General features: G+C 69.8%; 13 protein-coding genes. 11 read left to right on the top strand and 2 right to left on the bottom strand.

The window, feature by feature from the left end; translation table 11 throughout:
- Nucleotides 1-81: 81 nt before the first annotated feature.
- Both pobA and AB4112_RS17865 read left to right on the top strand, forming a co-directional pair.
- Entirely contained in the window at nt 82-1,254 is a 1,173-nt protein-coding gene (gene pobA / locus AB4112_RS17870; protein WP_441721579.1) for a 4-hydroxybenzoate 3-monooxygenase, read from the top strand.
- A gap of 89 nt (nt 1,255-1,343) precedes the next feature.
- The gene (locus AB4112_RS17865; protein ID WP_441721576.1) at nt 1,344-2,033 is read left to right on the top strand and encodes an endonuclease III domain-containing protein; all 690 of its coding nucleotides are present in this window, start codon (nt 1,344-1,346) and stop codon (nt 2,031-2,033) included.
- Nucleotides 2,034-2,075: 42 nt separating this feature from the next.
- On the opposite strand, the gene msrA is transcribed toward AB4112_RS17865, so the two are convergent.
- Nucleotides 2,076-2,690 carry a peptide-methionine (S)-S-oxide reductase MsrA gene (msrA, locus tag AB4112_RS17860; protein WP_441721573.1) on the bottom strand — a complete coding sequence of 205 codons (615 nt, stop codon included), beginning with the start codon at nt 2,688-2,690 and terminating at the stop codon, nt 2,076-2,078.
- A gap of 377 nt (nt 2,691-3,067) precedes the next feature.
- On the opposite strand from msrA, the gene AB4112_RS17855 reads away from it, so the two are divergent.
- From AB4112_RS17855 to AB4112_RS17815, 9 genes are all read left to right on the top strand, one after another.
- Entirely contained in the window at nt 3,068-4,384 is a 1,317-nt protein-coding gene (locus AB4112_RS17855; protein ID WP_309794811.1) for an NAD(P)/FAD-dependent oxidoreductase, read from the top strand.
- Between the two features lie 107 nt (nt 4,385-4,491).
- Nucleotides 4,492-5,025 (top strand): MarR family winged helix-turn-helix transcriptional regulator, encoded by a 534-nt coding sequence (locus AB4112_RS17850; protein ID WP_441721570.1) that lies wholly within the window; start codon nt 4,492-4,494, stop codon nt 5,023-5,025.
- 252 nt (nt 5,026-5,277) lie between these two features.
- Nucleotides 5,278-5,976 carry an SDR family NAD(P)-dependent oxidoreductase gene (locus AB4112_RS17845; protein ID WP_309794813.1) on the top strand — a complete coding sequence of 233 codons (699 nt, stop codon included), beginning with the start codon at nt 5,278-5,280 and terminating at the stop codon, nt 5,974-5,976.
- Nucleotides 5,977-6,013: 37 nt separating this feature from the next.
- Complete coding sequence (locus AB4112_RS17840) at nt 6,014-7,342, top strand: NAD(P)/FAD-dependent oxidoreductase (RefSeq protein ID WP_441721567.1); 1,329 nt, start codon at nt 6,014-6,016, stop codon at nt 7,340-7,342.
- Nucleotides 7,343-7,420: 78 nt separating this feature from the next.
- On the top strand, nt 7,421-9,100 hold the full coding sequence (locus AB4112_RS17835; protein ID WP_441721564.1) for a peptide ABC transporter substrate-binding protein: 1,680 nt from the start codon (nt 7,421-7,423) through the stop codon (nt 9,098-9,100).
- Between the two features lie 30 nt (nt 9,101-9,130).
- Nucleotides 9,131-10,081, top strand: coding sequence for an ABC transporter permease (locus AB4112_RS17830; protein ID WP_309794816.1), 951 nt, complete (start codon nt 9,131-9,133; stop codon nt 10,079-10,081).
- 12 nt (nt 10,082-10,093) lie between these two features.
- The gene (locus tag AB4112_RS17825; RefSeq protein ID WP_309794817.1) at nt 10,094-10,978 is read left to right on the top strand and encodes an ABC transporter permease; all 885 of its coding nucleotides are present in this window, start codon (nt 10,094-10,096) and stop codon (nt 10,976-10,978) included.
- Entirely contained in the window at nt 10,978-11,997 is a 1,020-nt protein-coding gene (locus AB4112_RS17820; RefSeq protein WP_441721560.1) for an ABC transporter ATP-binding protein, read from the top strand. Before AB4112_RS17825 ends, AB4112_RS17820 begins: the two co-directional genes overlap by 1 nt.
- A 1-nt stretch (nt 11,998) precedes the next feature.
- Complete coding sequence (locus AB4112_RS17815) at nt 11,999-13,012, top strand: ABC transporter ATP-binding protein (RefSeq protein ID WP_441721557.1); 1,014 nt, start codon at nt 11,999-12,001, stop codon at nt 13,010-13,012.
- Between the two features lie 84 nt (nt 13,013-13,096).
- Here the strand turns inward: AB4112_RS17815 and AB4112_RS17810 are convergent, their stop codons facing one another.
- Nucleotides 13,097-14,356: a LacI family DNA-binding transcriptional regulator gene (locus tag AB4112_RS17810; protein ID WP_441721554.1), complete on the bottom strand. Its 1,260-nt coding sequence runs from the start codon at nt 14,354-14,356 to the stop codon at nt 13,097-13,099.
- Nucleotides 14,357-14,373 lie beyond the last annotated feature (17 nt).

The following is a 14,373-nucleotide window of genomic DNA, read 5'->3' as shown; positions in this document are numbered from 1 at the left end:
CGCCACCCCCGCGCTTAGCCTTTCCCCGAGATCGCGGCCCCTGATGCCGCGCCGTCGGACGGACTCCGGGAGGGCCTTGGAATGCGCACCCAGATCGCCATCATCGGCGCCGGGCCGGCCGGGCTGGTCCTGGCCCATCTGCTGCACCGCGCCGGCATCGACGCCGTGGTGGTCGAGCGCCGCAGCCGCGACTATGTCGAGGGCCGGGTCCGCGCCGGGGTGCTGGAGCAGGGCACCGTCGAACTGCTGGACCGGCTGGGCGTCGGCGCCCGCATGCGGGGCGAGGGGCTGCCCCACGCCGGCACCAACCTGGCGGTGGACGGCGAGATGTTCCGCATCGACATGCAGGCGCTGACCGGGTCCGGCATCATGGTCTACGGCCAGCAAGAGGTGATGCGCGACCTGTTCGACGCGGCGGAGGAGCGCGGCCTGCCGATCGTGTTCGAGGCCGAGGAGGTGCAGCCGCACGACATCGGGACCGACCGGCCCCATGTCACCTGGCGCCGGGACGGCGCCGAGCACCGGCTGGACTGCGACTTCGTCGCCGGCTGCGACGGCTTCCACGGGGTCAGCCGCGGCTGCATCCCCGACGGTGTGCGCCAGGAGTTCGAACGGGTCTATCCCTTCGGCTGGCTGGGGATCCTGGCCGAGGTGCCGCCAGCCGCGCATGAACTGATCTACGCCAACCACGAGCGCGGCTTCGCCCTGGCCAGCATGCGGTCGGCCGGCCGCAGCCGCTACTACGTGCAATGCCCGCTGGACGACCGGATCGAGGACTGGCCGGACGACCGCTTCTGGGACGAGCTCTGCCTGCGGCTGGGCCCCCAGGCGGCGGCGGGGGTGACCCGCGGCCGGTCCTTCGAGAAGAGCATCGCGCCGCTGCGCAGCTTCGTCACCGAGCCGATGCGCCACGGCAGGCTGTTCCTGGCCGGCGATGCCGCCCACATCGTGCCGCCGACCGGGGCCAAGGGCATGAACCTGGCGGTGTCGGACGTGGTGATGCTGGCCGAGGCCCTGGCCAAGTTCTACCAGGACAAGTCGGCCGCCGGAATCGACGGCTATTCCGCCCGCGCCCTTGCCCGGGTGTGGAAGGCGGAACGGTTCTCCTGGTGGTTCACCGGCCTGACCCACCGCTTCCCCGGGACCGGGCCGCTGGAGCGCCGGCTGCAGCAGGCGGAACTGGCCTACATCAAGGGCTCCCGTGCCGCCCAGACGACGCTGGCCGAGAACTATGTCGGGCTGCCGCTGGTCTAGCGACCTTGGCGACGGCCGGCATGAGATTCCGCTAGATATGTTCCTTGTTTGTTCTTATCATGGAGGGATAGTCGGCCTGGAGCTTCGCCATGCAGCTCTCCTTCCCGCTCGACGACGATCCGCTTCTGCCGAAGGTCCGCGCCCGGCTGCGCGCCTTTGCTGCCCCTCGCCGCGACGAGCCGAGGCGCGATCCGGTCAGCCAGCTCGTCAGGAGCATGCTCGGCTCCAAGACGCGGGACGAGGTGTCGATCCGGGCCTTCGAGCAGCTGCGCGGCCGGTATCCGTCCTGGGACGCTCTGCGGCAGGCGGCGCCGCAGCGGATCCAACGCGCCATCTGGATGGTGAACCACGCCGCGCGCAAGGCCGAGCAGCTGCCCCAGGCGCTGCGCATGATCGTGGCCCGCAGCGGCAGCCTCGCCCTCGACTTCCTGGCGGATCTGGAGGAGGAGGTGGCGATGCGATGGCTGGGCGACCTGCCGGGGGTCGGCCCCAAGATCGCCGCTTCGGTCCTGAACTTCAGCACGCTGCGCAAGCGCGAACTGGTGGTCGACACCCATCTGCTGCGGGTCGGCGAAAGGCTGGGGCTGCTGCCGGCCAAGCCCGACTATGAGGCCGGGCATGACGGGCTGATGCGGCTGGTCCCGGAAGGCTGGACCGCCGACGAGCTATACGAGCTTCACCGGCTGATCAAGTCGCTGGGCCAGACGGTCTGCACCGTCCGGGCACCGGCCTGCGACCGCTGCCCGCTGCAGGATCTCTGCCCCCGCCGCGGATGCTGACCCGGCGGCAGGACGGGGATGCCCCATCCCGCCGCCGTGCAGTCAGTGGGCTGCGTCCTTCGCCCCGGCCTTCAGCAGGTCGCCATGCACCTTCTTCAGCTTCTCCACCTTCGGCGTGGACACCGCGCGGATATAGGGCTGGTTCGGGTTCCGGGCGGCGTAGTCGTGGTGGTATTCCTCGGCCTCGTAGAAGGCCTCCAGCGGCACCACCTCGGTCGCCACCGGGTCATCGAACAGGCCGGCCTTGTCGATCTGGGCTATGTAGGCCTCGGCCACCCGCTTCTGCTCGCCATCGGCGGTGAAGATCGCCGAGCGGTACTGGCGGCCGACATCGGCGCCCTGGCGGTCCTTCTGTGTCGGGTCATGCGCGATCGAGAAGAACAGCTTGAGGATCTGCCCCAACCCGATCTTGCCGGCGTCGTAGACGACCTCGATCACCTCGGCATGGTTGGTGCGGCCGGTGCTGACGGTGTGGTAGTCCGCCGTGTCCTTGCCGTCGCCGGCATAGCCGGGCCGCACCGAAAGCACGCCGTCGAGCTGGGAGTAGACCGCCTCGGTGCACCAGAAGCAGCCGCCCAGCACGATCGAGCGGCGGCCCTGCTCGGTGGCGGCCAGCTCGGGATCGGGGAAGGACCAGGGGTCGATCTTCAAGCCCATGACGAAACCTCCAGGGTGCCGGGCGGGAACGCCGGTCTGCGGTGACGGTTCGCGTCAGCAAAGGATGTGGTTGCAGACCCGCCCGGACAAGCCCCGGAGTGAAAGCGCCCGATCAGCGGGGCGTCGGCCTCACGGCTCCCTCCCCCGCACGAAGCGGCGCCGCGGAGACAACACTTGACTCCGTCCACAGTGGATGATCACAATGATTTTCGCCATTTCGAAGAACCGGACGACGCTTCGGCCGGCCTTCATTGGCAGAGTGCGACTGTCTGGCCTTTCATCATTCGATGCCGAAAAACGAGGCATGAATACCCTGTCCTGTGCAGGAAGCCTTTTCTTTCGGTGACTTGTGTCAGTTCTTCCGCCACGGGGAGAAGATGATACAGCACACGCCGCTCGAGCCGTCGCTGTGGTTCGCCACGGCGGCCGCCGCGCCGGAGACCGCGCCGCTGGACGGCACCATCGATGCGCCGGTCTGCGTGATCGGGGCCGGCTACACCGGCCTGTCCACGGCGCTGCATCTCGGCGAGCGCGGCGTCGAGGCGGTGGTGCTGGAGGCCGAGCAGATCGGCCATGGCGGGTCGGGCCGCAACGCCGGCCACTGCACCCCGACCTTCCATGTCCATGAGATTCCGGCGATCCGACGGATGCTGGGCGAACCCTTCGCGTCGCGCCTGATCGAGCGCCAGACCAACGCGGCCAACCTGGCCTTCGACATCATCCGCCGCCACGGCATCGACTGCGAGGCGGTGCAGACCGGCTACATCCAGGCGGCGCATGCCAGCGGCGCCATGGCGAAGCTGGAGCGGCGGTGCCGCCAATATGCCGAGATCGGCAAGGCGACGCGGCTGCTCGACCGCGACGAGGCCCAGCGCCTCACCGGGTCGCCGCGCTTCTGCGGCGGCTGGTTCCACCCCGAGGGCGGGCACCTCAACCCGCTGGGCTACGCCCGGGGCCTGGCGCGGGCCGCCATGGCCCAGGGCGCGCAGGTCTTCACCCGGTCCCGCGTCACCGGCATCAAGGCCCAGGGCGGGCGCTGGCGGGTCGAGACCCCGTCCGGCGCCGTCGTCGCCGACAAGGTGGTCTGCGGCACCGGCGCCTACACCACCGGCTTCTGGCCGGGGCTGGAGCAGAGCTTCACACGGCTCGGCGTCGCCGTGCTGGCGACCCAGCCGCTGAGCGACAACCTGCGCAAGACCATCGCGCCGGAGAACAACACCGTCGTCGACAGCCGCCGCGACACCTCGATCTACAAATACGACAAGGACGGCCGGCTGGTGACCTCGGTCTTCGTCGAAGGCCGCCGCGGCGGGGACGCCGCCTACACCAAGGCGCTGATGCGCGGGAAGCTGCAATGGCTGCTGCCGCAGCTGACCGAGGTCGACTTCCAGTACTACTGGTCCGGCGCGCTGGACATGCAGCCGCGGACGATCCCGCGGCTGTTCGAGCTGGCGCCGGGCATGGTCGCCTCGCTCGGCTATTCCGGCCGCGGCGTGCCGACCGGCACGATGATGGGCGCGGTGCTGGCCGATTGGGCCACGGGGACGCCGCCCGGCGACCTCGCCTTGCCGGTCGAGAGGCTGCAGCGCGCCCCGATCTACATGAACTTCATGCCGCGCGTGATGCTGGCCTGGTCGCGGCTGCGCGACCAGCGGCTGGCCCGGCGCGACGGCCTGGACCCACCACCGTTCTGAACCTGCTTTCGCCCCCGCTTCACCGCCTCCCGCTTCACCGGTTGTCAGATCCATGTGGAACTGTCATTTGGCCATGAACCGCACAACCAAGGACGATGGCGCCCGCCATGACCAATGGCCGCAACGATGGACGCGCCCGCCCGCGCAGCAACCCGCAGATCCCGAAGACGATCGACTTCTCGGACATCGACTTCGACATCTTCACCGATCTCCTCAGCTTCTACGTCCGCACGGTCAACCTGCTGGTCAGCCGGGACCTGGACCAGCAGACCGAGACGCTGTCGCTGGCCGGCGGCACCGGCAAGATCTCGACCCTGCTGCTGGTCGGCAGCAACCCGGGCATCCGCCCGTCGGTGCTGGCCCATTTCATCCTCAAGGACCGCTCGGCGATGGCGCGGCTGCTGGAGCAGATGCAGCAGGCCGGGCTGATCGAGCAGAAGGTCTCGCCGACCGAGCGTCGGGCCCGGGAGCTGTACTTGACCGCGGCGGGCCAGCGCGTCGCGGCGGATGTCCGCGCCGTCGCCCGCCGGCAGTCCGCCGATTTCTTCTCGGTGCTGACCGAGGGGGAGCAGGGCGACCTGCTGCGCATCCTGCGCAAGCTCTACGAGAACTACGTCGAGCAGGCGCCGACGGTGGACTAGCCTCTCCGGCTTCATTCCTTTTTAGTCCCCCCTCCCCTTGCGGGWGGGGGCTWGGGGGAGGGGTCTGCGCGCGTCCGCGCGTGAATGCGTATGGACCCTGCCCCGCCATTCAGTCCGGCCCAATACGGCCTAGATCGGTTCACTCGGAGAGAACCCCCTCCCCCTACCCCCCTCCCGCAAGGGGAGGGGGGACTCGTGGGGTTTCGGCTGGGGAATGGGAGTCTCTGACGGCAGGCGTTGACGGAGGCCACCATGACTGACGCCCGCGTGGCAATGATCTCCGGTGCCAGCCGCGGCATCGGATCCGAGATCGCCGCGGCCCTGGCCCGCGCCGGCTGGCGGCTCAGCCTCGGCGCCCGCAACCCGGCGCAGCTGACCCCGCCGCCCGGCGCCGACGCCCTGGCGCACTGCTTCGACGCCCGCGATCCAGCCTCGGAAAAGCTGTGGGTCGCAGCGACCGCCGAGCGCTTCGGCCGGATCGACGCGGTCATCGCCAATGCCGGCATCATGATCCCGAAGACGGTGATCGCGGCCGACGACGCCGACCTCGACGACCTGATCCAGGTCAACGTCAAATCGCCGCTGCGCCTGGTGCGGGCCGCCTGGCCGCATCTCGTCGCCTCGGGCCATGGCCGGGTGGTCACCATCGCCTCGCTGTCGGGCAAGCGGGTCAAATCGGCGGGCTCGGGCCTCTATGCCGTCAGCAAATTCGCCGCCCTGGCCATGACCCACGCCATCCGCCATGCCGGCTGGGACGAGGGCGTGCGCGCCACCGCGATCTGCCCCGGCTTCGTCGCCACCGATATGGCCGCCGCCGCCACCAGCCGGCCGCCCGAAGGCATGACCCAGCCGCAGGACGTGGCGCGCATCGTCGCCTTCGTGCTCGACCTGCCCGGCACGGCGAGCATCGCCGAGGTCCCGATCAACTCGACCCTGGAGGACAGCTGGTGATCTCGATGCCTGCCACGGATGAGCGGGGAGGCCGCTGATGGGGCTGCAGGTCGACAGCGTCGAGCCGGATGCCGTGCTGCCGCAGCGGGCCGATGTGGTGATCGTCGGCGGCGGCATCATCGGCACCAGTGCCGCCCTGGCCCTGGCCCGGCGCGGCGTCTCGGTGGCGCTGTGCGAGAAAGGCCACATCGCCGGCGAGCAGTCGAGCCGCAACTGGGGCTGGTGCCGCAAGACCCGGCGCGACCCGCGCGAGATCCCGCTGATCATCGAGAGCATGCGGCTGTGGGAGGACATGAACCGGAGCGTGGAGGCCGAGACCGGCTTCCGCCAGACCGGCATCCTGTTCGCGGTCGAGAGCGACCAGGAGATCGCGGAATATGAGGCCTGGCTGGAGCATGCCCGCCCCTACCAGCTCGACGCCCGGCTGATCTCCAGCGCCGAATTCGACCGGCTGATGCCCGGCGCCGGCGGCCGCTGGAAGGCCGCGCTGTACTCCGCCTCCGACGGCAGGGCCGAGCCGCAGCGCGCCGCCCCCGCCATCGCCCGCGCGGCGCGCCAGGCCGGCGCCGCGATCCTGACCGACTGCGCCGTCCGCGGCATCGACCGCGCCGGCGGGCGCATCACCGGAGTGGTGACGGAGCGCGGCCGCATCGCCTGCGACAGCGTGATCGTGGCCGGCGGTGCCTGGTCGCGCCGCTTCCTCAGCGATCTCGGCCTGCGGCTGCCGCAGTTGAAGGTGCGGTCCAGCGCGATGCGGACGGCGCCGCTGGCCGGTGGGCCTGAGACGGCGATGTGGTCGAAGCAGTTCGCCTTCCGCAAGCGCCATGACGGCGGCTACACCATTGCCAACGGCAACGCCAATGTCTCGCCGATCGTGCCCGACAGCTTCCGCTTCTTCGGCGACTTCCTGCCGGCGCTGCGCATGGAATGGTCGGCGCTGAAGCTGCGGGTCGACGGCCGCTTCATGCAGGAGTGGCGGGAGGCGGCGCCGGTGCCGCTGGACCAGCCGTCGCCCTATGAGCAGGTCCGGGTGCTCGATCCCGCGCCGGACCGGCGCTACACGCGGCAGGCGATGGCCGACCTGGCCAGGCAGTTCCCGGCCTTCGCCCAGGCCCGGGTGGTACAGGAATGGGCCGGGCTGATCGACGTGACGCCGGACGCGGTGCCGGTGATCTCAACGGTCGACGCGGTGCCGGGGCTGGTGGTGGCGACGGGCTTCTCCGGCCACGGCTTCGGCATCGGCCCCGCCGCCGGCCACCTGGCCGCCGATCTCGCGACCGGCGCCCGGCCGATCGTCGACCCGACGGCGTTCCGCTTCTCGCGCTTCACCGACGGATCAAGGCCCAGGCCGATGGCCGGGGTGTGACAGGCGGCCGGCAGGGAGACGGGCGAAGACCCGCCCCCCGCCGGCCTGGCGACACAACGAATATGGGAGAGCTTCACCATGACCAGAGAGACCAGGGACCATCGATTTTCGCACCCGACCCGCCGCAGCGTGCTGGCCGCGGGCCTCGCCGCCGGGACGGCGGTCTGGCTCGGCCCCGGCCAGGGCTGGATCAAGACCGCCCGCGCTGCCGGGCCGCCGGCCAAACCCACCGGGCAGGCCGTGATCGGCCTGTCGCAGGAGCCAACGGTGTTCAACCCGCTGATGCTGCACATCGAAGTCGACGAGGGCGTCTATTTCAACCTGTTCAGCCCGTTGTGGCAGGTCGACCCGAAGGGCAGCTTCATCCCCGACCTCGCAGCCGAGATCCCGACGGTCGAGAATGGCGGCGTCTCGGCCGACGGCCTGACCTGGCGGATCAAGCTGCGCGACAACGTCAAATGGCATGACGGCACGCCGTTCACCGCCGAGGACGTCAAGTTCTCGATCGAGCTGATCAACAACCCGAAGTTCCGTGCCGCCCGCCGCGCCGGGCACGAGCTGGTGCGCGACCTGACGGTGGTCAGCCCGACCGAGCTGACCTGGAAGCTGGAGAAGCCCTACGCGCCCTATCCGTCGATCCTGTCCTGGACCTTCATCGTGCCGAAGCATCTGCTGGAGACCGAGGCCGACCCCAACGCGTCCGTCTTCGCCACCAAGCCGGTCGGCACCGGGCCGTTCAAATGGGTCGAGCGGGTGCCGGGCGACCACATCACCCTGGCCGCGCATGAGGGCTACCACCTGGACGGGCCGTATCTGGAACGGCTGGTGATCAAGTACATCCCCGACCTGACCGTCCTGTTCACCCAGTTCACCACCGGCGACATCGACTATATCGGCCTGCAGGGCATCACCGCCGACCATTACGAGGAGGCCAAGGGCCTGGCCGACCGCGAGGTCACGCCGGTGCCGCAGGCTTTCATCGAGAACATCGCCCTCAACCGGGGATTGCCGATCTTCCAGGACCCGGCGGTGCGTGAGGCGCTGTACACCGCGATGGACAAGCAGAGCATCATCGACAGCATCTATTACGGCCTGCCGACGCCATCGGAATCCTTCCTGCCGAAGCAGTCCTGGGCGTTCAACCCGGACCTGCCGAAGCAGGCCTACGACCCCGACAAGGCCAAGCAGATCCTGGACGACGCCGGCTGGAAGCCGGGCGGCGACGGCATCCGCGAGAAGAACGGCGTGCGCCTCGAATTCGTCAATTCGACCACCGCCGGCAACCATGTGCGCGAGCAGGCGCAGCAGCTGCTGCAGCAGAACTGGCTCGACATCGGCGTCAAGATGACCATCAACAACCTGCCCCCGGCGGTGATGTGGGGCGACTACTGGATGCAGTCGAAGTTCGAGACCGCGATGGTCGGCATCTACTTCATGGTCGGGCCGGACCCGGATGCGACCGACTATTTCTCCAGCCGCTCGATCGGCGCCAAGGGCGGGGGCGGCCAGAACACGACGCAGTATGAGAGCGCCGATGTTGACAGGCTCCTCGCCGAGGGCGCGTCGACGGTCGACCCGGCCAAGCGCAAGGCGGCCTACTTCAAGATGCAGGAGTTCACGCGCAAGGACCTGCCCTACCTGCCGATCTTCCAATACGCCATGGTCCAGGGCGTGAAGAAGGGCCTGACCGGCTTCACCCCCAACGTCAACGTCCAGGAGAACTGCTGGAACGCCCGCACCTGGTACTGGGCCAGTTGAGGCGGCGGCCGCCCGGGGACGGAGGACGCCATGGCGCATTTCCTGTTCGGCCGCGCGCTTCAGAGCCTGCTGCTGCTCTGGCTCGTGTCGATGATCGGCTTCGCCATCCTGCACCTGACCCCGGGCGGCCCGCTGTCGCAATTCGCCCTGGTTCCGGGCATGACCCAGGCGCGGCTGGCCGAGATCGCCCATGACATGGGCCTCGACCGCTCCCTGCCGGTGCAATACTGGGAATGGGCCAGCCGGCTGCTGACCGGCGACTGGGGCCGGTCCTATCGCGACCAGGCGCCGGTGCTCTCGGTCATCGGATCGCATCTCTTCGCCACGGTCGAGCTGATGGCGACGGCGGTGCTGATCGCGGTGCTGCTCGGCGCCTGGATCGGCGTGATGGGGGCGGTGCGGCGCTATTCGGTCGCCGACATGCTGGCGACGGTCGGCGCCATGGTCGCGCTGTCGATCCCGACCTTCTGGTTCGGCCTCGTCGTGATCTACGTGTTCTCGGTGCGGCTGCAATGGCTGCCGGCCGGCAGCATGTACACGGTCGGCGACGAATCCCTGCTCGACTTCCTGCACCACCTGATCGCGCCGGCCCTGGTGCTGGCGCTGGTCGAGGTGGCGGTGTGGAGCCGCTACATGCGCGCCTCGATGATCGACGTGATCGGCCAGGACTACATCCGCACCGCCCGGGCCAAGGGACTGCCGGAGAGGCGGGTGCTGATCCGCCACGCGCTGCGCAACGCGCTCTTGCCGATGATCACTTTGGCCGGGCTGGAGCTGCCGACGCTGCTGGGCGGCGCGCTGGTGACCGAGACGGTGTTCACCTGGCCGGGCATGGGCCGGCTGTTCCTCGATTCCCTCGGCTATCGCGACTATCCGGTGGTGATGGGGATCCTGATGGTCTCGGCCCTGCTGGTGCTGCTCGGCAACCTGCTGGCCGACATCCTCTGCGCGGTCGCCGACCCGCGCATCCGGCTGGATTGAGGAGACGGGACGATGACCGCGACCGTCGCCGAACCGAACGCCGCCGAGACCGCCCGCCGCACCGGCAACCGCGGCTGGCGCCGCTTCCGCCGGCACCGGCTGGCGATGATAGGCGTCGCCTGCATCCTGCTGCTGGTGCTGGCCTGTGTCGCCGGGCCCTGGCTGCTGCCCTTCGACGATCTGCGCATCGACATGCGCGCGCGTTTTGCGCCACCGCTGACGGGATGGCACCTGTTCGGCACCGACCCGCTCGGCCGCGACCTCTGCGCCCGGCTCTTGATGGCCGGGCGGATCTCGCTGTCCGTCGCCTTCGCCGCGATGGTGATCAGCACCCTGGTCGGCTCCGCCATCGGCGTGGTGGCGGGCTATTACGGCCGCGCGGTCGGCGCCGTGCTGATGCGCCTGGTCGACGCCATGCTGTGCTTCCCTGCCGTGTTTCTGCTGCTGACCCTGGCGGCGCTGCTGAAGCCGGACCCGATCACCATCACCCTGATCATCGCCGCGACCAGCTGGATGGAGGTGGCGCGCGTGGTCGAAAGCCAGATCCGCACCCTGCGCGAGCGCGACTTCACCCTGGCAGCGGAGATGATGGGTGCCTCGGATGCCCGCATCATGGTCGACGAGCTGCTGCGCAACGCTGTCGGCCCGATCGTCGTCGCCGCCACCCTGACCGTCGCCCGCGCCATCCTGATGGAGGCCTATATCAGCTTCCTCGGCTACGGCATCCAGCCGCCCACGGCGAGCTGGGGCAACATGCTGAACAACGCCCAGCAATACCTGACCTCGGCCCCCTGGCTGGCCCTGGTCCCGGGCATCGCCATCACCCTGGCGGTGGCCAGCTTCAACTTCATCGGCGACGGGCTGCGCGACGCGCTCGACGCCCGGCTGGACTCGTGATGACGGACGCCCCGATCCTCGAGGTCAGCGACCTGGCCGTGACCTTCCGCGGCGAGGGCGGCGCGCTGACCGTGGTCAACGACGTCTCCTTCACGGTGCGCCGCGGCGAGACGCTGGCCCTGGTCGGCGAATCCGGATCGGGCAAGAGCGTCACCAGCCTCGCCATCCTGCGGCTGCTGCCGCCGGCGCCGCGCTGCACGGTCTCGGGATCGGTCCGCTTCATCGGGCGCGACGGCCGGGCCCGCAGCCTGCTCGACCTCGATGCCGGGGCGATGCAGGCGGTGCGCGGCGACGAGATTTCGATGATCTTCCAGGAGCCGATGACCTCGCTGAATCCGGTGCACCGGATCGGCGACCAGATCGCCGAGGCGGTGACCTTCCACCGCGGCGTCGGCCGCAAGGCGGCGCTGGCCCGGGCGGAGGAGCTGCTGGAGCTGGTCGGCATCCCGGAGCCGCGGCGGCGGCTGGCTGCCTATCCCCACCACCTCTCAGGCGGCATGCGCCAGCGGGTGATGATCGCCATGGCCCTGGCCTGCGACCCCAGCCTGCTGATCGCCGACGAGCCGACCACGGCGCTGGATGTCACGGTGCAGGCCGGGATCATCGACCTCTTGAAGGCGCTGCAGGCGAAGACCGGCATGGCCATCATCTTCGTCACCCACAATCTCGGCGTGGTGGCGGAGATCGCCGACAGCGTGATGGTGATGTATGCCGGCCGCATCGTCGAACGCGGCGACGCCGTCGGGCTGCTGCAGCACCCGCGCATGCCCTACACCCAAGGGCTGCTCAGCGCCGTGCCGCGGATCGACCGGCTGGATTTCGGCGGCGGCGCGCTGCCGACCATTCCCGGCAACGTCCCCGATCCCGGCCGCCTGCCGCCCGGCTGCTCCTTCCATCCGCGCTGCGCCCATGCCCGGCCGGGCGCCTGCGACGCCACGGTCCCGGCGCTGGAGGAGGCCGGCGCCGGCCGGGTGGTGCGCTGCCATCTCTGGCGCGAGATCGAAGCGGTGGGGGCGTGAGATGACGGACCAACCCTCCCCGCCGATCCTTGATGTGCAGGACCTCAGGAAGTCCTTCCCGGTCGGCGGCACGCTGTTCGGCCGCAGCCTGCTGGCGGTCCATGCCGTCGACGGCGTGTCCTTCGCCATGGCCCAGGGCGAGGTGCTGGGGCTGGTCGGCGAATCCGGCTCGGGCAAGAGCACGCTGGGCCGCACCCTGCTGCGGCTGATGCGCCCGACTGGCGGCCGCATCCTGTTCGAAGGAACCGACATCACCAGCCTGAGCCGGCGGCAGCTCAAGCCGATCCGGCCGCGGCTGCAATTCGTGTTCCAGGACCCCGCCGCCTCACTCAACCCGCGAATGACGGTCGGGCGCATCGTCGCCATGCCACTGCGGATCCAGAAGACCGGCGGGTCGCGGGCGGAGCGCGCGGCGAAGGTCGGGGCGGCGCTGGAGACGGTCGGGCTGTCCGCCCATCACGCCGACCGCTTCCCGCATGAATTCTCCGGCGGGCAGCGCCAGCGCATCGGCATCGCCCGCGCCCTGGTCACCGCCCCCCGGCTGCTGGTCGCCGACGAGCCGGTCTCGGCGCTCGACGTCTCGATCCAGGCCCAGATCGTCAACCTGCTGATGGAGGTGAAGCGGCGGCTGGACCTGACGCTCCTGTTCATCAGCCACGACCTCGCCGTGGTCGGCCACATCTGCGACCGCGTGGCGGTGATGTATCTCGGCCGGATCGTGGAGATCGCGCCGACCCGGGCGCTGTTCGAGACGCCGCGCCATCCGTACACCGAAGCGCTGCTGTCGGCCGCCCCGATCCCCGACCCGACCCTGCGCCGCCCGCGCATCCTGCTGAAGGGCGAGTTGCCGAGCCCGCTGGCGCCGCCGTCGGGCTGCCCGTTCCGCACCCGCTGCCGCTACGTCCTGCCGGTTTGCGCCGAGATCGTCCCGCCGCTGCGCGCGACCGGCGACGGCCATTTCGCCGCCTGCCTGCGGGACGACCTGTCGCTGGCCTCGCCGCTCACAGCGACGTGACGGCGATCGATTGGCCCGAGGCGATGGAATTGCGACCGAGGTCGCCCGGCGGGCCCCGGCCTCATTCGGCCCGGGACGGGATCGTCAGGGTCGTTTCGAAGCCTTGCGAGCGCCGCCCTTCGGAGCGGCCGTGCTCGCCCGCAGGAGATGGCGGCAGGGCAGAACCGTCTTGACCGGCGGCTCGGCGGCATCACGATCCAGCAGCGCCAGCAGGATCTCCGCGGCCTTCGCGCCGAGGCTCGCCGTCGGCTGCTGCAGCGTGGTCAGAGGCGGCTGGCAGAACGCGCCGACCGGGGCGCCGTCGAATCCGATCACCGACAGGCAGCCGGGCACCGCCACGCGCTGTGACCGGACCGTGCCCATGAAGGCGATCGCGGCATCGTCCCAGCAGCTGACGGCCGCCGTCGGGCGCCGCTTCAGCGCAAGATACACCCGGGCGGCTTCGATGCCGGTCTGGAAGCCGTTCTGGAACGAACGGGCACCTTCGTGACGGATGATCGCCCGATCGGAAAGGCCGGTCGCCGACACTGCCTCGGCGAGGCCGGCGAACCGCTCGATCTCGTGATAGTTGCCGGCCGGCCCGGCGATGTAGAAGAACGACCGATGCCCCAGGCCGATCAGGTGCAGCACGGCTTCGCGCATGGCCTCGCGGTCGTTGGCGACCACGCTCGGGATGCCGGCGGCGCTGCGGTCCTCCAGCAGCGATACGATCGGGATGCCCGCACCGGCGAGCGACCGCCGCCCATAGGACGGCAATTCCGTGGATCCCAGGACGATCGCGCCGCGGACGATGCCGCCGATCGCCAGGTCGGGAATGTGCTTCTCCGTCGCCGCCGAACGGCCACGGCTGGCGATGACGAGATTGAAGCCGCTGTCCGCGAGGGTCGAGGCAACGCTCTGCAGCACTTCGGGAATGATCTGCGAGGCGTCGTTGGCGACCGCCGGTTGCGACAGCACGGCCATGACGATGTCGGATGTGCCGACACGCAGGTTCCGGGCGGCGGCGTTGGGGACGTAGCCGAGCTGCTCGACCGCCGCGATGATCCGGCAGCGCGTCTTCTCGTTGACCCGGCCGGGATTGGCGAGAGCGCGGCTGACCGTCGAGGTCGCAACGTCGGCCAGTTTCGCAACATCGCGCATGAGGGGACTGAAGGTCTCATGGTCTATCGGGCGCCTGCCCATAATCCTGCGTATGCGTCCTCTTCTCGCCGCCTTGCATGCTTTCGGAGGGTGATACGCCATCGCGGGCAAAGACCATCGGCCAATGCCATGGATCGGTGGAGCACCGGAACGCCTCGCCTGGATAATAGCCACGAAGCAGGTCCAACAATCCAGGAACTTCATCTCGCATCGGCTCTGCC

The organism is Inquilinus sp. 2KB_23 (assembly GCF_052115705.1).
Taxonomy (GTDB): Bacteria; Pseudomonadota; Alphaproteobacteria; order DSM-16000; family Inquilinaceae; genus Inquilinus; species Inquilinus ginsengisoli_A.
This window is presented reverse-complemented; position numbering and strand designations above follow the sequence as displayed.

Bases quoted from the DNA above. Each gene is read 5' to 3' on its own strand.
- pobA (WP_441721579.1), top strand. From the start codon at position 82: ATGCGCACCCAGATCGCCATCATCGGCGCCGGGCCGGCCGGGCTGGTC.
- AB4112_RS17865 (WP_441721576.1), top strand. From the start codon at position 1,344: ATGCAGCTCTCCTTCCCGCTCGACGACGATCCGCTTCTGCCGAAGGTC.
- msrA (WP_441721573.1), bottom strand. From the start codon at position 2,690: ATGGGCTTGAAGATCGACCCCTGGTCCTTCCCCGATCCCGAGCTGGCC.
- AB4112_RS17855 (WP_309794811.1), top strand. From the start codon at position 3,068: ATGATACAGCACACGCCGCTCGAGCCGTCGCTGTGGTTCGCCACGGCG.
- AB4112_RS17850 (WP_441721570.1), top strand. From the start codon at position 4,492: ATGACCAATGGCCGCAACGATGGACGCGCCCGCCCGCGCAGCAACCCG.
- AB4112_RS17845 (WP_309794813.1), top strand. From the start codon at position 5,278: ATGACTGACGCCCGCGTGGCAATGATCTCCGGTGCCAGCCGCGGCATC.
- AB4112_RS17840 (WP_441721567.1), top strand. From the start codon at position 6,014: ATGGGGCTGCAGGTCGACAGCGTCGAGCCGGATGCCGTGCTGCCGCAG.
- AB4112_RS17835 (WP_441721564.1), top strand. From the start codon at position 7,421: ATGACCAGAGAGACCAGGGACCATCGATTTTCGCACCCGACCCGCCGC.
- AB4112_RS17830 (WP_309794816.1), top strand. From the start codon at position 9,131: ATGGCGCATTTCCTGTTCGGCCGCGCGCTTCAGAGCCTGCTGCTGCTC.
- AB4112_RS17825 (WP_309794817.1), top strand. From the start codon at position 10,094: ATGACCGCGACCGTCGCCGAACCGAACGCCGCCGAGACCGCCCGCCGC.
- AB4112_RS17820 (WP_441721560.1), top strand. From the start codon at position 10,978: ATGACGGACGCCCCGATCCTCGAGGTCAGCGACCTGGCCGTGACCTTC.
- AB4112_RS17815 (WP_441721557.1), top strand. From the start codon at position 11,999: ATGACGGACCAACCCTCCCCGCCGATCCTTGATGTGCAGGACCTCAGG.
- AB4112_RS17810 (WP_441721554.1), bottom strand. From the start codon at position 14,356: ATGAAGTTCCTGGATTGTTGGACCTGCTTCGTGGCTATTATCCAGGCG.